The organism is Sphingobium salicis subsp. salicis, assembly GCF_049472635.1.
GTDB lineage: Bacteria > Pseudomonadota > Alphaproteobacteria > Sphingomonadales > Sphingomonadaceae > Sphingobium > Sphingobium yanoikuyae_A.
In genome coordinates this window covers 1,490,001-1,511,581 of record NZ_JAYRCS010000001.1, presented here as the reverse complement: position 1 = coordinate 1,511,581, position 21,581 = coordinate 1,490,001, and the positions used below count along the sequence as shown (strand labels likewise).

The following is a 21,581-nucleotide window of genomic DNA, read 5'->3' as shown; positions in this document are numbered from 1 at the left end:
CTTTCATCTGGGTCAACATGCACGCCTGACCGGGCGATAGCCCCTTAGTCCGACCTGGGCTGCGCCACCGTCCGTGCCAGTTCATCGATCTGATCGACCGGGATACGTCTTGCGATCATCGCCATGGTGTCCGGCGGCAGGCGCGCGTCGATGACGTTATCGTCTTGCTGCCAAAGCCGCAGGCGCGCAGCAAGATAGCCTGGCTTCTGCCCGGCAAGAATGGGCGCCGCCTTGCCGACTGCATGACAATTGCTGCAGGCGGGCAGGGGCTGGCCAAAACGATCCAGTCGCGGAGAACTGGGCGAGGTCGCGTTATTCTTGAGCCCGGGCATCGCGGAAAAATAGCTCGCGAGCCTCGCCATGTCCTCGCGCCCGGTCGTCGCCAGCGCCGTCTGCATGACTGCACTGGTGCGCTGCCTCGACATATATTGGCGCATGCTGGTAACCAGATAGGCCGCGCTCTGCCCAGCCAGGACCGGAATATCGGATTGCCCCCTCCCGCGACCATCGACGCCATGGCAGCTTGTGCATGCCGACAAGGTTGCCGGAGCAACGCCGGGCAAACGTCGCTCCTCGCCAGCCTGAGTCAGCGCTTGATATTGCGCCGCCGTCATCTGTGGCAAGCGCCGGACGAAAGCGGTCATGCGCCTCACCTCGTCCGGTCGATCAGCCGCCGCCCAGGCCGGCATGCCCGTGAATTTGACGCCATGCCGGATGATCCAGAACAATTCGCGATCCCGCCATTCCCCTGCGGTCCGGGCAAGATCTGGCGCTGGCGGGGTTGCCTGCTGCATCACGGGTGATGGCCGTACACCCGGCGCGCCATGACAGACCTGGCAGGCCTGACGAAAATGCCCCGCTGCACTGACCAGGCCCTCATCGTCGAGCGGGTCGGGCGGTGCGTCCAGCCAGGCATAAGTCCGCACGGAATTGCGCATCGTCCAGTGAAGGAACCAGTCGGTAATACGCCAATGGCCCGACGAAGCGGAAATCTGCATGGCCCCGGACCAGGCGATCAGCATGCCGAGAATCCCAAGTCCGAGCAACGCGACAATTGCGCGCTTCAAGCTGATGCGAATGGTCATGCCGCCCCCCTCTGGCGAAGGAGGCTCGCCAACAGGACAAGACCACCGATGAAATAGCTGGCCCCGCCGACCAGCAGCATGAGGACACCAGCCAGTTGCTGGTCGATCAGCGGGTCGATGCCGGCCAGATGATGATGATCCGCGGCCGCGTAGAGAGGTCTTGGCGCCAGGCCGATCAGGACACCAAGCAACGTCATGTGCATCGATGTCAGCAGCAAGGCACCGATGCCAGCGGCCCGATGATCGGCGCGGAGCACCGATGACCAGAGCAGCAGACCTACGCCAAGGAAACTGACCTGCTCGAGCCCCAGCACTGGCAAGGACGTCATTGTCGCCGCGCGAAGGGCCGGCAGGTGCCAGAGCCAGACCGTGACAAGTTCCACCAGCATCATCGCCATAGGGGTTATAAGGCCGGGCCAGAGACGCGCAGGATCGAGCCGACCTTGCGACAGGCCAAGGGCAAGAAAAGGCGCTGCAATCGCGACGGCAATCATATGGCCTGCCATATGACCAACCATGCCAAGCGGCAGCACAGCCAGGAGCCACCCTGTCGGAACCAGCGCCAGACCGGCGAAAAGTGCGGCGCGCTTCATCGGCAATCCCGCAGGAAAATAACCGGAAGCGCCGTGAACAACACGCCGACGAAGCTCAGCCCCGCCAGCAGCAAGGTGGATTTGGCCAGGAAACGGAGCCGGTCGATCCGGGTCGAATCCTCATGGGGCGGCGGATTGCCCGGCAGGCGGGCCTGCGCCCAGGCGATCCATCCCGAAAGTCCGATCATCAGCAGCGCGAGCATCGTGCCGACGACGAACAGCATCGGAAAACTGGCAAAGCGCCCGGCCTTGGCACAGGAGATGGCCGCCCAGAGATAGGACGCCAGGAAATGTCCCGCCCAGATCGCTGGTGGAACGATGAGCGTCCAGAGCGTGACCTTGAGCCGCTCATGCCATCTGCGTCGCTCGCTCATGCGACCTCCGGGAACAGGCCGATCGTCGCATAGGTGACGATCGCGGTCAGCGCGTAGAAATGCATGTAGACGGTGACGTTGCGCAGATCCGCGTCATGCACCGGGTCCATCCGCCCGGCGAGACTGCGCGCCAGCGCATAGCCCTGCATGATGGCGGCAACGCCCGCATGGGCCGTGGCCCAGATCGCGAGGGTCCACACGATTGCAGGATAGCTGTGCGCCTGCGGGTCCATGCCATGGGTCCATGGTCCGGCCAGACCCGCCCCAATTCCGGCAAGGCTGAGCACCAGCGCGACCAGGAGGAAAAGCCGGGCCATGCCCACATACTTGCGGGCATGCACCTCGCGCGCGCCTAGCGTCAGCAGCCAGCTTGCGATGCCCAGGAAGAGCGCAATCATCGGCCAGGCCAAGCCGGGTCCGTCCGCCAGAGCCACCGGCGGGAAATCCGCGTGGCGGGTCCAGAAGAAGAAATAGCCGAAGACCAGCCCGGAAAAGGCAGTCGCATCGGCCATCATCGTAATGAACATCGCCCACCAGCCCGGCGCCGATGGCCCGGACAGATATAGCGGCAGTTCAAGGCCGTGTCCGATCGGTTTGCTGGGCTTTTCCGGAATTTCAGCCGTCCCGGTCCATAGCCACCACAGGGCGAGCGCGAGTGTGGCGATGCCACTGACGAGCGCAGCCCAATAGAGATGATAGGTGGTGAGGATAAAGACCCCGCCGAGCGCGACCGCCGTCAGCATGGGCTTGATGCTCGGCGTCCCCAAACGGATCACCGCCATTGGCCGGGCATCGAGGACGCTCGTGACGATCGTCTCGCGTCGCCCTTCCTCTGCATCGGGCAGGAAGAAGCGGCCCTCATCCACCTTGCGCACGAAATCTGTCTGGTCCCAGATCGGATAGCGGCTCTCGATCAATGGCACCGACCTTATGCCCCAATCCTCGTCCTCGGGATGGGCAAGCCATTCCAGGGTGCCCGCATTCCAGGGATTGCGGACAGCCCGAACCCGGCGTGGCGAGAGGCTAAGATCGATGCATATCACCGCCACCCCCGCGGCGAACAGCCAGGCCCCCAGGGTGGAGGCCATGTTGAGCCCGCCCAGCCCCAATTCGGCAGGATAGGTGAAGACGCGGCGCGGCATGCCCATCAGCCCCGAAAGATGCATCGGAAAGAAGGTCAGGTTGGCACCGACAAACAGCATCCAGAAAGCGATCCGGCCGAGCCGGTCGGACAGCTTCTTGCCCGTCACCAGTGGCCAATAATAATAAAGGCCGGCGAAAAGCGGCATCAGCGTGCCGCCGATCAGCACATAATGGAGATGGGCGACGACGAAGTAGCTGTCATGCGCCTGCCAGTCGAACGGTGCCACCGCCACCATCACGCCGGTAAGACCACCGATCACGAAAATGGCGAGGCTACCGGTCGCATAGAGAAGGGGCGTCGACCAAGTGACCCGCCCCGCCCACAGCGTTGCTATGAACACGAAGATCTGGACGCCGGTCGGAATGGCCACGGCTTCGGAGGCGGCCGAGAAAAACGCCAGGCTGATCTTCGGCAGCCCGGTGGTGAACATGTGGTGGACCCACAGGCCGAAGGACAGGAAAGCAGTACCCACGGCCGCCAGCACGATCCACGGATAGCCCAGGAGATGGCGGTTGGCGAAGGTCGGCACCAGCATCGCGAACAGCGCGATCGAGGGCAGGAATATGATGTAGACCTCGGGATGACCGAAGATCCAGAACAGATGCTGCCACAGGAGCGGATCCCCGCCCCGGCGCGCATCGAAGAAGGGCCAGTTCAGCAGCCTTTCCATTTCGAACAATATGTCGCCGGCGATGAGCGGCGGAAAGGCAAAGAGGATCATCACCGCCACGACCAGGATATACCAGGCATATAGCGGCATGAGGTTGAGCCGCATGCCCGGCGGTCGACATTTGAGCACGCCGACAATCAGTTCGACTGCGGCCGCGACCGACGACACCTCGATGAAGGAAAGGCCTAGCATCCAGATATCGGCTCCGAGCCCCGACAGGTCTGTGCGGGTGGTCAGCGGAGGATACATGAACCAGCCGCCGTCAGGGGCGGCATTGAAGAAGATCGATCCCCCGACGAACAGCCCGCCGATCAGGAAGGACCAGTAGCCAAAGGCCGACAGGCGGGGAAATGGCAGGTCGCGCGCGCCCAGCAATTGCGGCAGCAGGATGATCGACACCGCCTCGAACATCGGCACGGCGAAGAGAAACATCATCATCGAGCCGTGCAGAGTGAAGAGCTGGTTGAAGGTACCAGGCCCGACCAGATCATTGTCGGGCACGGCAAGCTGGGTGCGCATGATGAGCGCGAGCACGCCGGCAAATAGCATGAAACCGAAGGCGGTCAGCACATACCAGACGCCGACGCGATTATTGTTGCAGTCGGTCCAGCGCAGGAAGATCCCCCTGGGCGGCGCCCACACCGCGCGCAACCTTTTTTCCTGCGCCGCGCGGAGCACCGGGTCATCCTGATCATGGAGGCTCATTTCAGCCCCTCAAGATAATGGGCAATGGCAATGGCCTCCTGCTCGGACAGCTGCGGGTAGGCGGGCATGCGCGCGCCTGGCTTTGCGATCTGGGGCGCACGGATGAAGGCGGCGATATTGGCGGTGGTCGGTGGCAATATCCCGGCCCCCAGCGTCCGCCTTTGCCCGAAACGGCTAAGGTCAGGCCCGATTGCCGCATCATGCGCGGTTCCCCGGATGGCATGGCAGGCGCCGCAGCCATGCGCATCGAAGAGGGCCTGGCCCCTCGATGAGCCCAGGCCCCTGCCGGCCCCGCGCGCGCCCGCCAGCCATGCGTCGAAATCCGCCGGGTTCATCGCGATCACGTCGAAGGCCATTAGCGCGTGCGACAGGCCGCAAAACTCCGCGCAAATGCCCCTGAAGCGGCCGGCCTTTTCGGCGCGAACGACCAGCCTGTTGGTCCGTCCGGGGATCATGTCCATCTTGCCGGCAAGACCGGGAATCCAGAAACTGTGGATCACGTCCTGCGCGCCGAGTTCGAGGATCACCGTCCGCCCCACGGGAAGGCGGATCTCATTGGCAGAAACAAGTCCAGGTCCCGCGCGTGATGCCCCATAAGCGACCCGCCACCAGAATTGCTCGCCCTCGACCCGAATGGTGAGGTCGCCAGGCGCCGTGTCGCGCGGACGCATGGCAGGCAAAGCATAGAGAAGCAGCGCGCCAAGGATCAGGGCCGGGCCGATGGCGCCCAGCCACAAGATGATCCGCATGCCGCTACGATGGCTGAGCGCCCCTTCCGGAGCGCGAAGCGCGCGACCATAGATGAGGACCATGATCGAAAGGATGATCGCCGCACCGATGGTCAACAGGATCGCCATCTCGCGCACCTGCCGCGCTTCGGCGCCGAAGGCATGGAGGGCCGACTGCTGCGCATTGCAGGCGCCAAGGCCGAGCAGTGAAATGGTCCAGAGCCATGGATTGCGCATTGCGCCCGCGTCACCCCTTTCGCGCCGCATCCGGTGTGCAGCGTCTTCGTGCCAACACGCGAAGCGGCATCAGGTTCAAACATTTCTGTTTCGTAACAAGTGGATGAATTGCCGGTGTCGGCGAAACCAAAAGCCATCCGGCGCATTGGCGAGGGATCATTCTTCGACAAGGAGACATGTTTTGCCCAGCGCCCCGCCGCGCACCCGGCCCTTGCTCCATCCGCTTCACGGCCTGCTGCTCGCTTGGCCGGTCGCCCTTTTTCCCGCTGCCCTGCTGTCGGACATCACCTATCTCAACAGCGCGGAAATCCAGTGGAGCAATTTTTCGGCCTGGCTGATCACCGGCGCGCTGATCGGCGGCGGGCTGGTACTGCTATGGGCCTTGATCGCACTGGCGCGCGCCAAAGGGCCTGCACGCCGGCAGCATGGCCTTTATCTGCTGCTGCTGGCGCTGATGTGGGTCTGCGGGCTCATCAACGCCTTTCAGCATAGCCGCGACGGCTGGAGTTCGGTCGGGACTATGGGTCTCATCCTTTCCCTCTTCAGCAGCCTGGCAGCCATTGCCGCAGGCTGGACTGCCTTTGCCGGCTATCGGGAGGTTCGACCATGACCGTGCGTGCCTTCATCCTGGGCGCCGGTATCCTGGCGCTTGCCGCCTGCGGGCGCAGCCAGCCCGGCCTTGACCAGACCGGCGACCGGCCGGACCTGCCCGATCAGCGCCAGACATTGCTGCCGCCGATGAAAATCGCGACGCCCGCTGGCTGGGGCAATGAAAAGCCGTCGGCACCGGCCGGCTTTAGCGTGACGGCCTTTGCCACGGGGCTCGCCATCCCGCGCCAGATGCTGGTGCTGCCCAATGGCGACATTCTGGTGGCGGAAGGGTCGGGCGGTTCGGCCCCTGCCCTGCGGCCCAAGGATGTCATCGCGACCCAGATCAAGGCCATGGGGAAGACATCGGTCAAGGGTGGCAATCGCGTCACCCTGCTGCGCGATGCCGATGGCGATGGCCGCGCTGAATTGCGCAGTGCGCTCATCACCGGATTGAATGCGCCCTATGGCCTCGCCCTGGTCGAGGGCCAGCTCTATGTCGCGACACCGGACGCGCTGCTGCGCTTCCCCTATCGCGAGGGCGAGACGCGCATCACCACGCCGGGCGTCGAGGTGACCAGATTACCCTCGCGCATAAACCATCACTGGACCAAGGCACTGGCAGCCGGCCCGGACGGATCGAAACTCTATGTCGGTATCGGTTCCAACAGCAATGTCGGCGAACGCGGCATGGCGGTGGAGGAAGATCGTGCCGTCATCTGGGAGGTTGATCGCCAGTCCGGCATGCATCGCACCTACGCCTCGGGCATCCGCAATCCGACAGCCCTTGCCGTTGAGCCGCAGACGCGCCGGCTCTGGGCCGTGGTGAACGAACGCGATGAGCTCGGACCGCAACTGGTGCCCGATTATATGACTTCGGTTCGTCCAGGAGCCTTTTATGGCTGGCCCTACAGCTATTGGGGACAGAATGTCGATCCGCGGGTGCGTCCGCAGCAGCCCGATATGGTGCGACGCGCGATCCGGCCCGATTATGCCCTGGGATCCCATGTCGCGGCCCTCGGCATCAGCTTCGCAACCGGCGCTAGTCTTGGCCCCGCCTATGCGCAGGGCGCCTTCGTCGGGCAGCATGGCAGCTGGAACAGGCAAGATCTGGCCGGCTACAAGGTGGTCTTCATCCCCTTCGCCGATGGTCGCCCCGTGGGCAAACCCCAGGATTTCCTGACCGGGTTCATCAAGGATGGACATGCGCGCGGACGTCCGGTGGGCGTAAGCTATGATCCGGTCCATGGCGCGCTGCTGGTCGCCGATGACCTGTCCAACAGCGTCTGGCGGATAGCCCCAACCCGTCGCTGACATGAGGCAAAGGGCAAGGAGAGAGAAAATGGAGAAACGACAGGAAGACGGCGAAACGGTAACCCATCTCTCGAAAGTCGAGGCACGCAGCGGATCGCGAACGACCGTGACCCGATCGATATTGGTGACAAGCCTTGCGCTGGTCATCGCGGTTCTGCTCATCGTGGTTGCGATCGGCTATTTCAGGGCCGACCAGACCGGCGCAGACGAGGTCAATAGCGACAACAGCGCACGATCCGCCGTCCGACAAGATTGAATCCATGGATCAAATCGGGCGCGATTACGTTAAGGGCGCGAAATGAAAGGAAGCACACCCATCGTGCCCGATGAGAGCATAGCCAAGTCGCCCTACCCCGATGTCATGGCTTCCATTTTTTCTCCGGCGCCTGCGCACGCAGAATCGCTCAGGACGAGGCTGTCCTCCTTCCCCTGGGAGAAGACGGCATTGGGCGCCAGGGCCAACTGGCCGATTTCGCTACGCACCACGGTCGAACTCGCGCTCGCATCGGATTTTCCGATGTTCATCGCCTGGGGCGAAGCACAGCTCTTCCTTTACAATGATGCCTATGCGCCCTTCCTCGGAGCCCGTCATCCTTCGGCGCTTGGCCAGCCGATGCGTGATGTCTGGCCCGAGATCTGGCATGAGCTTTCGCCCCTGATCGACCGGGCGCTTGGCGGCGAGACGGTCTCGGTCGAAGACATGCATCTCGTCATGACCCGCAATGGCTATGCCGAGGACACCTGGTGGACCTTTTGCTACAGCCCGCTGCGCAACGACGCGGGGGAGATTGCAGGCGTTCTCGACGTCGCGGTGGACGTCACGCAGAAATTTACCGATGCCCGTCGGATCGCGGAAGAACAGTCCCGGCTGGAGAAAAGCGAGGCGCGCTTCAGCGCTTTGGTGGGCGCAACGTCCGACGCCATATACCAGATGAGCGCCGACTGGCAGGAAATGCGCCAGCTTGATGGCCGCGGTTTCCTGATCGATACGCAGGCGCCATCGGTTCGCTGGCTGGAGCTTTACATTCCGCCCGATGATCAGGCCATCGTGAAGGATGCGATTGCCAAGGCCATCGAAACCAGAATGCCCTTCGTGCTCGAGCATCGGGTTCGCCAGGCCGATGGCACCATTGGCTGGACCGCGTCGCGCGCCGTGCCCATTCTTGACGATGACGGGCAAATCCTCGAATGGTTCGGTACGGCCACCGACGTGACGGCATCGCATCTTTCGCGCGAAGCCCTGGCCACAAGCCGGGAGAAGCTGGAACTCGCCACGCGCGCCGCCCGCCTTGGGCAGTTCGACTATTGGCCACAGACCGGACAGCTTGAATGGGACGATCGCTGTCGCGCCCTCTTCGGCCTGCATCCCGGCGCGCCCGTCAGCTATGAAACCGCCTTTCTGGCCGGCCTGCACCCCGATGATCGGGAAGGGGCCGATGCAGCGGTGCGCGCCGCGCTCGATCCGGCCGGTACCGGCATTTTCGACACCGAGTATCGCACGATCGGGATCGAGGATGGCGTCGAGCGGCACATCCATGCCCAGGGCCTGGCAATGTTCGAGGGCCAGGCCCCGATCCGCCTTATCGGCACCGTGCAGGATGTCACCGCCGACCGTCAGGCGCAGGCCAGTTTGCGGGAAGTGGAGGAGCGGCTGCGCCTTGCCGGGCGGGCCACCAATGATGCGGTGTGGGACTGGAATTTCCGCGACGATCATGTGACCTGGAACATCGCCCTCGAGCATGCCTATGGCCACAGGCTCGAAAATGTCGAACCGACCGGCGAATGGTGGCTGGACCATATCCACCCGGATGACCGGCAGCGGATCAATGACAGCATCCATGCGGTGATCGATGGCGAAGGCACCGACTGGACCGACGAATATCGCTTTGCCCGCGGCGACGGTGGCTATGCCGATGTCCTCGATCGAGGCTATGTCCTACGCAGTACGGCCGGAGAGCCCTTGCGCATGGTCGGTGCGATGCAGGACATGTCCGCCCGCAAGGCGATCGAGCGTCAGCTCGAGGAGGATCGCCGCAGGCTCGCCGAGGAGGTCGAGACCAAGACGGCCGAGCGCGACAGGGCGGAGGAAGCGCTGCGCCAGTCGCAGAAGATGGAAGCGGTCGGCCAGCTGACGGGTGGCCTTGCGCATGATTTCAACAATCTGCTGACGGGCATTTCCGGGGCCTTGGAAATGATGCAGATACGTATCGCGCAGGGCCGGGTCGGCGAGATCGACAAATATTCCGTCGCCGCCCAGGGCGCCGTGCGCCGCGCCGCGGCGCTCACCCATCGCCTGCTCGCCTTCTCGCGCCGACAGACGCTTGATCCCAAGCCGGTCAATTCCAACCGGCTGATCTTCGATCTGGAAGAGCTGATCCGGCGCACGGTGGGGCCACAGATCGAGGTCGAGACCGTCGGCAAGGCCGGTATCTGGACAACCCTGGTCGATCCCAACCAGCTTGAAAATGCGCTGCTCAACCTCTGCATCAATGCGCGCGACGCGATGCCGGATGGGGGACGCATCACGATCGAGACCGCAAACAAGTGGCTGGACGACGCAGCCGCGCGCGAGCGTGATCTTGAACCGGGCCAATATATCTCGATCTGCGTGACCGACACCGGCACAGGCATGACGCCCGAGGTGATTTCGCGCGCCTTCGATCCCTTTTTCACGACCAAGCCGATGGGCGAAGGCACCGGCCTTGGCCTGTCCATGATCTATGGTTTTGCCCGCCAGTCCGGCGGGCATGTGCGGATCTATAGCGAGATCGGCACGGGCACGACCATGTGCATCTATCTGCCCCGCCACTTCATGGAGGACGAAGGGAGTGACGATGCATCGCCGCCCCCTCTCCTGCCCGCGATGGCCGCCGACAAGGCGACGAAACGGGGCAGCATCCTGGTGGTCGATGATGAACCCACGGTGCGCCTCCTCGTCGTCGAGATTGCGCAGGAACTGGGCTATGATGTGCAGGAGGCAATGGATGGTCCAGGCGCCATGCGGCTGCTGCAAAATGGTGCGGCCTTCGATCTGCTCATCACGGATGTGGGGCTGCCTGGTGGCATGAACGGTCGCCAGGTGGCCGATGCCGCGCTCAGCCTCCTGCCCGATCTCAAGATCCTGTTCATTACCGGCTATGCGGAAAATGCCGTCATCGGGAACGGACAATTGGCGCCGAACATGGCGCTAGTGACCAAACCCTTCGCGATGGACGCGCTGGCCAAGAAAATTGGCGATATGCTTCCCTGATCCTGCAAGCCGCGACCAATCAGCCGACGCACCTGTCGATAGCATCACCAACAGCGCTAGCCGGCCTCCGGCTGGCGACTGCCATTTTGCGGCCAGCGTCCAGCAACGACTTCCACAGACGACGGATCATGTGCGGGGTCTTCCGCGTTCATGGGGCAAGCAAAAAGGACAGAGATGATGCTTGCCAACGCCCGCCGTGAAATCCTCACCCGCCCGATCTTCTCCCTCGTCGAGGCAGCCTTGCCCGCCCTTTCCGCTACGGAGAGCGAAGCGATCGAGGCTGGCAACAGCTGGTGGGATGCTGCCCTCTTTACCGGCAATCCGGATTGGGATCAGCTTCTTGCCGTGCCGCCCGCCAGGCTGACTGATACGGAGCAGGCCTTCATGGATGGCCCTGTCGAACAGCTGTGCGGCATGATCGACGACTGGCGCATGACCTGGGAAACGCACGACCTGTCGCAGGAAGCCTGGGACTATCTCAAGCAGGAAAAATTCTTCGGGATCATCATTCCCGAGGAACATGGCGGCCTTGGCTTTTCCAATTTCGCTCATAGCGAGATTGTCCGCAAGATCGCGACCCGATCCGTATCTGCGGCGGTCACTGCCATGGTTCCCAACAGCCTGGGTCCGGGCGAACTCATCCTGCGCTTCGGAACGAAGGAACAGCAGCGCTACTGGCTGCCGCGGCTGGCGGATGGACGCGAAATTCCCGCTTTCGGCCTGACCAGTCCCGAAGCCGGCTCCGATGCGGCCGCGATGGTCGACGAAGGCGTCATCTGCAAGGGTCAGTGGGACGGCGAGGAGGTGGTGGGAATCCGCCTCAACTGGCGCAAGCGCTATATCACCCTGGGTCCGATCGCGACCTTGCTGGGCCTTGCCTTCAAGCTGCGCGATCCCGGCCATCTGCTGGGCGGGCAGGAGGAGATCGGGATCACGGTCGCGCTGGTCCCCACCAACCTGCCCGGCGTGTCGATCGGGCGCCGGCATATCCCCTCGATGCAGAGTTTCCAGAACGGCCCCAATGAGGGCCATGACGTGTTCATCCCGCTCGACAACATCATCGGCGGCCCGGATCGCGTCGGCCAGGGCTGGAAAATGCTGATGAGCGCGCTGGCGGCCGGCCGGGGCATTTCCCTGCCCTCCCTGTCTGCAGCCGCCGGCGCCTTTGCGGCCCATACGACCGGTGCCTATGCGCGGGTCCGCTCCCAGTTCAACCTGCCGATCGGCAAGTTCGAGGGGATACAGGAGCGGCTGGCGCGGATCGCGGCCAATGCCTATCTGCTCGATGGCGCGCGCCGCCTTACCTGCGCGGGGCTCGATCAGGGGAACCACCCCGCCGTCATTTCCTCGATCCTCAAGCTGCATGCGACCGAACGCATGCGGACCGTCATCAACGACGCGATGGACGTGCATGGCGGCAAGGGCGTGATCGACGGACCCAATAATTATCTGGGTAACCAGTATCGCGCGATCCCGGTCGGCATCACGGTCGAGGGCGCCAATATCCTCACCCGCAGCCTGATGGTGTTTGGCCAGGGCGCGATCCGCTCCCATCCCTATCTTCTCAAGGAGATTCGCGCGGTCGCAGATGCCAATCGCGGGCGGGCGCTGGCGCAGTTCGACGATGTGCTGTGGAAGCATGTCGGCCACGCGCTCAAGACCGCGATCCGAGCCTTCGCGCGCAACTGGACCGGCGGCCTGTTTGCGCCGGCGCCCAAAGCCGGGCGCGCGACCCGCTATTATCGCCAGATGAGCCGCTATGCCGCGGCCTTTGCGTTCATATCCGACATTGCCTTCCTGACCCTGGGCGGCGAGCTCAAGCGGCGCGAGCTCCTGTCCGCCCGGCTGGGCGACATCCTGTCGGAGCTCTATCTTCTTTCGGGCGCGCTCAAGCGGTGGGAGGATGAAGGGCGCCAGGATGATGATCTTCCCCTGCTCGCCTGGTGCATGGACAGCGGCTTTGCCACGATCGAACAAAGGTTCGTCGAGATCATCGAGAATTTCCCTGCCCGTCCCGTGGGCTGGATGCTGCGCCTGTTCATCCTCCCCTTTGGCCGCCGTCGTCATGGCCCGACGGACCGGACCATCCGTCAGTGCGCGCAGATCATCCTGGAACCCTGCCCAGCGCGCGAACGGCTGATCGACAATGTGTTCATCGGCGGCCCGGAAGAACCCGTCGCCCGCCTGACCGAAGCCTTCCGCCTGATGGTCGATACCCAGCCGATCCACGACCGGCTGCGCAAGGCGCAGATCAAGGATTGGGCCAAGGCGCGCGAGCTCGGCCTGCTGTCGAGCGCTGAACTGGCGCAGCTTGAAGAAGCCGATCGCGCGGTCGCGGACGTCATCGCCGTCGATGATTTCGCGCCCGAGGATCTGCGGCGCAATCCCACTGCATCGGATCTGGCGCAGGCTGCCGAATGAGCCGGCCGGTCTATATTGTCGATGGCGCCAGCACGCCTTTTCTGAAAGCGCGTGGCGGCCCCTTCACGCCTGTTGATCTGAAGGCAGGGTTCGCGGACAAGATAGCGCCCGACTGGGACATTCCCGAAGCGCACAGGGATAATCTGCCCGAGCGGATCGGCGCGGCCATGCCCATCGAGACATTTCCGTCCTTCCCGTTCGGCACGGACTTTACGCAGATCGAGCAGCAGCTACTGCCGGCGATGCAATATCTGGCAGACCATGCGGCAAGGCCCGCTCAGCTGGCCGCCCTGCTTGCCCGCGGCCTGCGCGGTGCTCAGCCCGACGAAGCGGAATTCGCCGCGCTCGAGCGCATGGGGCTGGATGCGCCCCATGGCGTCAGGGAGCATAGCTACCGTGCGCTCATCCTGGGGGCCCTGCGCAGTACCGGACAGCAAGGACAGGAAAGCGGCGACCAGGGCAGACGTCATCTCGGCAGACAGGGGAATGGACCGGATGCATGAAGCCAAGGATAGCCCGCACCCCGATCTTGACGAGGAAGAGGCCGCGCATGTCGAGGAGCGCAGCACGGGTTCGGTAAAGGTCGTCCATGAGGTCGTGCGGCTCCAGGGCGAGGAGGAGCTGGATCGACCGATCCTCGCGCTCATGCTTTCTGGCCTGGCCGCCGGCCTTGCGATCACCCTGTCGCTCATGTCAGAACTCTTCCTGCGGGCAAGGCTGCCCGACACAGACTGGGCGCCCCTCATCTACCTGCTGGGCTATCCGGTCGGATATCTGATCGTGATCATGGGACGGCTGCAGCTCTTTACCGAAAGCACGGTCACAGCGGTGCTGCCGGTCGCGACCCGTCCGAGCCTTGGCAATCTGGGCCGGCTCGCGCGCCTGTGGGCCTGCGTGCTGGCCGGGAACCTTGTCGGCGTCACGCTCGTGAGCGCGCTGATGGCCAGTGAGGTCATTATCACGCATGAACAGCGCATCGTGGCGCTGGATATTCTCGCCAAGCTCGAATGGCAGGACTGGTCGAAAACCCTGATGCTCGGCATTCCGGCGGGCTTCATCATGGCCGCGATTGCCTGGGCCCTGCCCAATGCCAGGGGCAGCGAATTCTGGGTGATCTTCCTTCTGACCTATGTCATCGGCCTTGGCGGCTTTTCGCATGTCGTTACCGGTTCGTCCCAGATCAGCTTCCTCTGGCTGAGCGGGGAGGTCAGTTTCCAGCAGGCCTGGTTCGGCTTCTCCCTCCCTGCGCTCATCGGCAACATCATCGGTGGCAGCGGCCTGTTCGCGGTCCTGGCCCATGGGCAGATGCGAAGCGACCTGACCGAATGAGAGGGCGACGCCGGCATGGCCGCCAGGGCGGTTGGCATCCCACAGAAAAGGTCGGATGGAGCCGCCCGCCGCTGGCGGAATGATACAAGTTGGAAGCCTGGCTCGGCATGATGGCCGCATCGCCCGTCGAGCCACGCAACGATCGCCTCGTTCAGGTGTTGGAAGGACGGCGCGGGTGCGAGGCGGGGACATCCAATGCAACGGTCCGTGCCAGGAGAGGCCCCGAAATCCTGATGCCTTGCCCGGAGCTCGCCAATGTCCAAAATGACCGTTTCCGACCTCTTCACCCAGACGCTCCATCTGGCTGGGGTGAAACGCATTTATGGCGTGGTAGGCGATAGCCTCAATGGCATCACCGAAAGCCTGCGGCGTCAGGGCAATATTGACTGGATACATGTCCGTAACGAGGAAGCCGGTGCATTTGCCGCCGGCGCGGAGGCGCAGCTGACCGGCGAACTGGCCGTTTGCGCGGGGTCTTGTGGCCCAGGAAACATGCATCTGATCAACGGTCTCTATGATTGCCATCGCACTCGGGTTCCCGTCCTTGCCATCGCGGCCCAGATCCCCAGTGCCGAGATAGGCTCCAACTATTTTCAGGAAACCAGGCCTGAAGCCCTATTCAGGGATTGCAGCGTCTATTGCGAGACCATTTCCGATCCTGACCAGATGCCGCGGACGCTCGAGACAGCTATACGTGCTGCGGTTGGGCATCGTGGCGTTGCGGTCGTATCGATTCCGGGCGACGTGGCGCTGCAGGCCGCCGAGGGAAAACTCGCGCGATCAATCGACGCGCTCCTGCCCGCCAGGCCCCTGATCCAGGCTGCACCCGGCGAGATCGAGAAACTGGCAACCCTGCTCAACGATGCGGGGCGCGTCACGATCCTTGCCGGGCGAGGCTGCAGGGATGCCCATACCCAATTGCTGCAAATTGCCGGCGCGCTCCAGGCCCCGATCGTTCACGCGCTGGGCGGCAAGGAATGGGTCGAACATGCCAATCCCTATGATGTGGGCATGACCGGCCTGATCGGCTTCTCGTCGGGCTATGAAGCGATGATGGCCTGCGATCTCCTGCTGATGCTCGGCACCGATTTTCCCTATCGTCAATTCTATCCGACGAAGGCGAAGGTCGCGCAGATCGACATGCGCCCTGAAAATCTGGGACGCAGGACACCGATCGATCTGGCGCTGGTAGGGGATGTCGGTGCGACGATCGAAGCCCTTCTGCCCTTGCTGAAAGGCGATCGCGACACCGCCTTCCTTGCTTCAGCCAGGGACAATTATGCCAGGGCGCGCGAGGGACTGGACGAGCTTGCCGATGGCAAGCCGGGCGGGATCCTGCATCCCCAGCATGTCGCGCGGGTTCTGAGCGAACAGGCAAGCGACGACGCGGTCTTTGCCTGCGACGTCGGTACGCCGACGGTCTGGGCGGCTCGTTATCTCAAGATGAATGGCCGTCGCCGACTGCTTGGCTCCTTCAACCATGGATCGATGGCCAACGCGCTGCCGCAGGCCATCGGCGCGCAAGTTACCTATCCCGATCGGCAGATCGTCACCTTGTCCGGCGATGGCGGCCTGGCGATGCTGATGGGCGAGTTACTGACCCTGCGGCAGCTCGACCTTCCAGCGAAGATCATCCTTTTCAACAACGGCACCCTGGGCTTTGTCGAGATGGAAATGAAGGCGGCCGGTCTCGTCGAGACAGGTGTCGCGCTCGACAATCCGGATTTTGCCGCCATGGCCCGCAGCATCGGCATCCATGGCGTAAGGGTGAGCGATCCCGGCGATCTCGACAGCGCGATGCGGGACGTCCTGTCCCATCCCGGCCCGGCCTTGCTGGATGCCGTGACCGCGCGAACCGAACTGTCGCTCCCGCCCAAGGTCACGCTTGAACAGATGAAGGGCTTCACCCTCTATATGGCCAAGGCGATCATGAGCGGCCGCGGCGATGCCATCATCGAACTTGGCAAGACCAATGCCGGACTACTGCGAAAACTATTCTGACTAGCGCGCGAAGATTTGGGCGCCGCCGCCAAGGCAGAAGGCGGCGCCACTGGCCATTCGCAGCCACCGCCGTCATATTTCCGGGAGGCCCTGTGCCGCGAACCCCCACCCCTTCAAGCCTTTCGCCCTCTTCAAGAGGATAACAGCATCGTCGATGTCAAAGGGATGCGCGTCCTTCATGTCGGCAAGCTCGCCCCAGTCGATCGGGACTGCGACCGCGGCACCCGGCCGAGCGCGCGCAGAATAGGGCAGAATCGCCGTGCTGCCGCGCTGGTTGCGTAGCCAGTCGATGAAGATGCGGTTCTTGCGTTTCGCCTTGCTCATGGTCGCGACGAAGCGGTCGGGCTCAGCCGTGCTAAGCGCCTGGGCAAAGCGGGCGGCAAAATCCTTGTGCGTGTCCCAATCATGGCCGGGGGTCAGCGGCACCACGACATGCACGCCCTTGCCGCCCGAGAGCATGGCAAAGGAGACGAGGCCGATGTCGCCAAGATGATCGCGGATATCGTAAGCCGCCTGCCGGACCCTCGCGAAGTCCATGCCCTCGTCCGGGTCCAGATCGAATATCATCCGGTCCGGCTTTTCCACCGCATCTGCCCGTGACGCCCAGCCATGGAATTCTATGGTGCCCATCTGCACGCAGGTAAGCAGGCCGTCGGCGTCCTCTACATAGATATAGTCCTCCACCCCGCCCCCCTTCTCCCGGATCGGTAGCTGGCGGACATGCTCGCCAAAAGCGCCACTGTCATGCTTCTGGAAGAAGCATTTCTTTGCCCGTCCCTGCGGACAGCGGACGAGGCTGATCGGACGGTTTGCAGCGAAGGGCAGCATCAGGGGCGCAATGCCGGCATAATAATCAGCCAGGTCGCCCTTGGTCTGGCCGCTGCCGGGAAACAGGATGCGGTCAGAGTTGCTGATCTTGATATGGCTGGCCGAGGGGGGCGCTGGCGCGACCTTCTCCGGCTTCACCGACCTCGCCGGCTTGTCAGTGCGCAGGCCCAGGAAACTGCCATGGCGGACGCGTCCATCGTTAGTGAATTCGGCAAAGGCGACCTCCGCAACCAGCTTGGGCTTAATCCATTGTGTACCACGTGCTTCCGCCTGGGGGACTTCAGCTGGCGCGACGTCGGTGGCGAGCGGTGCCATCGCCTCGGCCAGATCCGCCATGCTGGTCGCGTCGAACCCGGTGCCGACCTTGCCTTTGTAGATGAGCCTGCGGCCCTCATTCTGGGCGAGCAGCAAGGATGAGAAGGCGCGCCCTTTGGCCTTGCTCTTCGTCCAGCCGATGACGACAAACTCCTGTCGCCGGGTGCATTTCACCTTCACCCAGTTTCGCGTTCGGCCACTGCGATAGGGCGCGCTCGACCGCTTGGCGATGATGCCTTCCTGCCGGGCATCGCACATCGACCGGAACAGCGCCTCACCCGAGCCGATCAGATGGTCGGCGACATGGATGGGGGGCGCCCCATCCGCCAGCAGCGCTTCCAACCGCTCCTTGCGCTCGATGGTCGTCAGCGGCTTCAGGTCAATGCCGTCGAGCGACAGCAGGTCAAAGGCGAAAAGATGGAAGGGCGTGTCCGCCCGCTGCGTGCCATGGCCGCGTTTCAGCACGGACTGAAGGGCGGAAAAGCTGGGATTGCCATCCTCGCCGAAGGCCACGATCTCCCCGTCGATCAGCGCGGGCGGAAGGTCGAGCGCGGCGATCGCTTCCACCAGCGGCCCGAACTTGTCGGTCCAGTCGAGGCCATTGCGGGTGAACAGCTTCACCGCCCCGCCCTTGACCGCAATCATGGCGCGATAGCCATCATATTTGATCTCGTGCAACCAGTCGTTGCCGGTGGGCACATCGTCCACAAGGATGGCGAGCTGTGGTTTGACGAAGCGCGGGATCGATGCCCCCTCCCCCTTGCCGCTTTTCGTTCGGGTCCTGATCCTGGCGTTATGGGCGCTGGCCGCCTGCATCTTGTTGGCGAAGGCCTTGCCCCTTGCGCCCTTGAGCGATTGCGTGCCGCCGCTGTCCGCCTGGATCTGGGCCATTGAGCGGTCGGTCAGCACGCTGGTCAGTGCATGACCGACCAGATCTTCGGTGTCGCTGGCATGGCTATCCTCAACCTTGCGGAGCAACCAGTTCTCGCGCTTCTCGCCCGGGCGCCCCTTCATCCGCACAAGCAGCCATTCGCCTTTCATCCGCTCGCCATGCAGGATGAAGTGGAGATGACCATCCTTCAGGTCGTCGGCACGCTTGCCGGGGATCGGTTCCCAGGTACCGCGGTCCCAGAGCATGACCGAGCCGCCGCCATATTCGCCCTTGGGGATGTTCCCTTCGAACGCGCCATAGTCGAGCGGATGATCCTCGGTCCGCACGGCCAGGCGCTTGTCGGCCGGATCGAGGCTTGGCCCCCTGGTGACAGCCCAGCTTTTGAGGACGCCATCGATCTCCAGCCGAAAATCCCAGTGCAGGCGCGTTGCCGCATGATCGCAGTCGGAGCTTCTCCTGGCGCAAATGCAGGCAGAGAAGTAGCTTATGATACTGCTCGCATTCTTTCTGGCTCATGCTGGTTTCATGGCATTTGCCTTATCGATGGCGCGTCATCGGCGAGACCTGCATTTGAAGCCGGATTGGGACCCGACGCGCCATCGGACTACGCATCTGCGGTTATGGGCTGCTAGGCATTGCACTCTGGCCCTGCTGGATTCTGTTGGCGCTTTCGGTCGCTGGTCACAGGAGATGCAGCCTTGGGGCCGGAATCATCGCCCCGTGCAAGAGCAAGTTTGGCCTCAGCGCGGCGCAGCCGCGCCTCAGCAAGCGTAACCTCCGGGTAGCGACCGAAGGAGAGCAGCTTCTCCTTGCCGTCGAACCGATATTTCATCCGCCAAAGGCGCGAGCCCGTTGGCCGGACAAGTAGATAGAGACCACCGCCATCGCCGAGCTTGTAATCCTTCGATCGCCGGCTGGCGTAGCGAACCTCGAGTTCCTTGAGCGGCATAGGGGGTATCTCCTGCTGGGCACAGGCATTACCCTCCAAAACACCCCCAAAAGCAAATCGACGTCCTGGCATCAGGCGCGATCCGATGGGCGGCGCTGCATCCCCAAGAAACCACGCAAATCCGCCAAAAAAGACATAAAAAAACCGCCGCGGAATGATCCGAGACGGTTTGGTCTTTTAGTATGTGGTTGCGGGAGTAGGATTTGAACCTACGACCTTCAGGTTATGAGCCTGACGAGCTACCGGGCTGCTCCATCCCGCGACACTGGGCTTTTGTGTGGCCCTGACATGCAAAAAGGGCGGCTTTGCGGGCCGCCCTGTTTTGTAACATTGTGATGGGTTTTTGATCCGTTGCTATGCGCGTGCTTCAATGCCTGGCGACGCCCTACTCTTCCAGTGCTTGAGCAATAGTACCATCGGCGCAGACTGGTTTCACGGCCGAGTTCGGGATGGGATCGGGTGGGTCACAGACGCTATGGTCACCAAGCAATGAAGCAGGCGCATAACTGCGGGTTTTTAATCGATACCGTGCACTATTCACTTTCACTTGGGAAAGTGAACAACAAGAACTTTGTGTGTTTGATGTTCGTATATCTGGGCTGGCTTAACACCACGCCATCAGCGTTTTTGCTGTTTCCAGCATTGTCGTTGATGGTGGGACTCTTAAGCGCGAACAGAGCAATTAGGACTGGTTAGCTCCATGCGTTACCGCACTTCCACATCCAGCCTATCAACGTCGTGGTCTACGACGGCTCGATGAAATCTTATCTTGAGGGAGGCTTCCCGCTTAGATGCTTTCAGCGGTTATCCCGTCCATACATAGCTACCCTGCTGCGCCACTGGCGTGACGACAGGTACACCAGAGGTATGTTCAACCCGGTCCTCTCGTACTAGGGTCAACTCCTCTCAAATTTCGACGCCCACGGCAGATAGGGACCAAACTGTCTCGCGACGTTCTGAACCCAGCTCACGTACCACTTTAATTGGCGAACAGCCAAACCCTTGGGACCTGCTCCAGCCCCAGGATGTGATGAGCCGACATCGAGGTGCCAAACGATTCCGTCGATATGAGCTCTTGGGAATCATCAGCCTGTTATCCCCGGCGTACCTTTTATCCGTTGAGCGATGGCCCTTCCACGAGGGACCACCGGATCACTATGACCGACTTTCGTCTCTGCTCGACTTGTCAGTCTCGCAGTCAGGCGGGCTTATGCCATTGCACTCTAACAGACGGTTTCCAACCGTCCTGAGCCCACCATCGCGCGCCTCCGTTACTCTTTAGGAGGCGACCGCCCCAGTCAAACTACCCGCCACAGAGGGTCCCTGCACCGGATAACGGTGCGAGGTTAGACATCAGAAAACAACAGGGTGGTATTTCACCTATGGCTCCACATCAACTGGCGTCAATGCTTCAAAGCCTCCCACCTATGCTACACAGTTCTTTCCTAATGCCACTCTGAAGCTGCAGTAAAGGTGCACGGGGTCTTTCCGTCTAACCGCGGGTACTCCGCATCTTCACGGAGAATTCAATTTCGCTGAGCATATCCTGGAGACAGTGGGGAAGTCGTTACGCCATTCGTGCAGGTCGGAACTTACCCGACAAGGAATTTCGCTACCTTAGGACCGTTATAGTTACGGCCGCCGTTTACCTGGGCTTCAATTCAGAGCTTGCACTCCTCCTCTTAACCTTCAGGCACCGGGCAGGCGTCAGGCCCTATACGTCGTCTTGAAGCCGACTTAGCAGAGCCCTGTGTTTTTGCTAAACAGTCGCTACCCCCTGGCCTGTGCCCCCCATCAAAAGTTGCCTTAAGATGGGGCCTCCTTCTTCCGAAGGTACGGAGGCAATTTGCCGAGTTCCTTCAGGATACTTCTCTCAAACGCCTTGGTATACTCTACCATTCCACCTGTGTCGGTTTAGGGTACGGTCTATACGGTGGGGCTATTTCCTGGGACCCCTTCACTGCCCGGAGCAATCCAATAAGCCCGAACAATTTACGGCATCCGTCACACACCACCAGGCCCACGAATATTAACGTGGTTCCCATCGACTACCCCCTTCGGGCTCGTCTTAGGGGCCGGCTTACCCTGCTCAGATTAGCTTTAAGCAGGAACCCTTGGAATTTCGGCGAGAGGGCATCTCACCCTCTTAATCGCTACT

General features: G+C 62.4%; 14 protein-coding genes, 1 tRNA gene, 2 rRNA genes and 2 pseudogenes (1 of these 19 only partly in view). 9 read left to right on the top strand and 10 right to left on the bottom strand.

What is annotated here, in order from left to right; genetic code table 11:
* Nucleotides 1-44: 44 nt before the first annotated feature.
* The 5 genes from VHN57_RS07185 to VHN57_RS07165 are packed head-to-tail and all read right to left on the bottom strand — an operon-like array spanning nt 45 to nt 5,536.
* Nucleotides 45-1,085, bottom strand: coding sequence for a c-type cytochrome (locus tag VHN57_RS07185; protein ID WP_423283291.1), 1,041 nt, complete (start codon nt 1,083-1,085; stop codon nt 45-47).
* Nucleotides 1,082-1,678: a cytochrome c oxidase assembly protein gene (locus tag VHN57_RS07180; protein WP_069339014.1), complete on the bottom strand. Its 597-nt coding sequence runs from the start codon at nt 1,676-1,678 to the stop codon at nt 1,082-1,084. The genes VHN57_RS07185 and VHN57_RS07180 overlap by 4 nt, the downstream gene beginning before the upstream one ends.
* On the bottom strand, nt 1,675-2,052 hold the full coding sequence (locus tag VHN57_RS07175) for a hypothetical protein (protein WP_063976105.1): 378 nt from the start codon (nt 2,050-2,052) through the stop codon (nt 1,675-1,677). The genes VHN57_RS07180 and VHN57_RS07175 overlap by 4 nt, the downstream gene beginning before the upstream one ends.
* Entirely contained in the window at nt 2,049-4,571 is a 2,523-nt protein-coding gene (locus VHN57_RS07170; RefSeq protein ID WP_423283288.1) for a cbb3-type cytochrome c oxidase subunit I, read from the bottom strand. The genes VHN57_RS07175 and VHN57_RS07170 overlap by 4 nt, the downstream gene beginning before the upstream one ends.
* Nucleotides 4,568-5,536 (bottom strand): cytochrome c oxidase subunit II, encoded by a 969-nt coding sequence (locus VHN57_RS07165; protein ID WP_063976107.1) that lies wholly within the window; start codon nt 5,534-5,536, stop codon nt 4,568-4,570. Before VHN57_RS07165 ends, VHN57_RS07170 begins: the two co-directional genes overlap by 4 nt.
* Before the next feature lie 181 nt (nt 5,537-5,717).
* On the opposite strand from VHN57_RS07165, the gene VHN57_RS07160 reads away from it, so the two are divergent.
* The 8 genes from VHN57_RS07160 (at nt 5,718) to poxB (ending at nt 16,439) form a co-directional block, all read left to right on the top strand.
* Nucleotides 5,718-6,146, top strand: coding sequence for a DUF2231 domain-containing protein (locus tag VHN57_RS07160; protein WP_423283286.1), 429 nt, complete (start codon nt 5,718-5,720; stop codon nt 6,144-6,146).
* Nucleotides 6,143-7,438 carry a PQQ-dependent sugar dehydrogenase gene (locus VHN57_RS07155; RefSeq protein WP_423283284.1) on the top strand — a complete coding sequence of 432 codons (1,296 nt, stop codon included), beginning with the start codon at nt 6,143-6,145 and terminating at the stop codon, nt 7,436-7,438. The genes VHN57_RS07160 and VHN57_RS07155 overlap by 4 nt, the downstream gene beginning before the upstream one ends.
* A 28-nt stretch (nt 7,439-7,466) precedes the next feature.
* The gene (locus tag VHN57_RS07150; protein WP_048939665.1) at nt 7,467-7,694 is read left to right on the top strand and encodes a hypothetical protein; all 228 of its coding nucleotides are present in this window, start codon (nt 7,467-7,469) and stop codon (nt 7,692-7,694) included.
* Between the two features lie 42 nt (nt 7,695-7,736).
* The gene (locus VHN57_RS07145; protein WP_278988380.1) at nt 7,737-10,688 is read left to right on the top strand and encodes a PAS domain-containing protein; all 2,952 of its coding nucleotides are present in this window, start codon (nt 7,737-7,739) and stop codon (nt 10,686-10,688) included.
* Between the two features lie 174 nt (nt 10,689-10,862).
* Entirely contained in the window at nt 10,863-13,109 is a 2,247-nt protein-coding gene (locus VHN57_RS07140) for an acyl-CoA dehydrogenase (protein ID WP_423283281.1), read from the top strand.
* Nucleotides 13,106-13,612 carry a hypothetical protein gene (locus tag VHN57_RS07135; protein WP_423283279.1) on the top strand — a complete coding sequence of 169 codons (507 nt, stop codon included), beginning with the start codon at nt 13,106-13,108 and terminating at the stop codon, nt 13,610-13,612. The genes VHN57_RS07140 and VHN57_RS07135 overlap by 4 nt, the downstream gene beginning before the upstream one ends.
* Nucleotides 13,605-14,438 (top strand): formate/nitrite transporter family protein, encoded by an 834-nt coding sequence (locus VHN57_RS07130; RefSeq protein ID WP_423283277.1) that lies wholly within the window; start codon nt 13,605-13,607, stop codon nt 14,436-14,438. Before VHN57_RS07135 ends, VHN57_RS07130 begins: the two co-directional genes overlap by 8 nt.
* Nucleotides 14,439-14,693: 255 nt before the next feature.
* A complete protein-coding gene (gene poxB / locus VHN57_RS07125; RefSeq protein WP_278988032.1) occupies nt 14,694-16,439 on the top strand; it encodes a ubiquinone-dependent pyruvate dehydrogenase in 1,746 nt (581 codons plus the stop codon).
* A 72-nt stretch (nt 16,440-16,511) separates the two neighbouring features.
* On the opposite strand, the pseudogene ligD reads toward poxB, so the two are convergent.
* A pseudogene (ligD, locus tag VHN57_RS07120) lies at nt 16,512-18,911 on the bottom strand (DNA ligase D); the annotation flags it as partial.
* 49 nt (nt 18,912-18,960) lie between these two features.
* On the opposite strand from ligD, the pseudogene VHN57_RS07115 reads away from it, so the two are divergent.
* A pseudogene (locus VHN57_RS07115) lies at nt 18,961-19,074 on the top strand (DUF3325 family protein); the annotation flags it as partial.
* Between the two features lie 28 nt (nt 19,075-19,102).
* Here the strand turns inward: VHN57_RS07115 and VHN57_RS07110 are convergent.
* From VHN57_RS07110 to VHN57_RS07095, 4 genes are all read right to left on the bottom strand, one after another.
* A complete protein-coding gene (locus VHN57_RS07110) occupies nt 19,103-19,423 on the bottom strand; it encodes an Arm DNA-binding domain-containing protein (RefSeq protein WP_423283275.1) in 321 nt (106 codons plus the stop codon).
* A 185-nt stretch (nt 19,424-19,608) separates the two neighbouring features.
* Nucleotides 19,609-19,685, bottom strand: a tRNA-Met gene (locus VHN57_RS07105).
* Between the two features lie 110 nt (nt 19,686-19,795).
* A 5S ribosomal RNA gene (gene rrf, locus VHN57_RS07100) occupies nt 19,796-19,910 on the bottom strand.
* A 176-nt stretch (nt 19,911-20,086) separates the two neighbouring features.
* Nucleotides 20,087-21,581 (bottom strand): 23S ribosomal RNA (locus VHN57_RS07095); it runs 1,297 nt beyond the window's last position.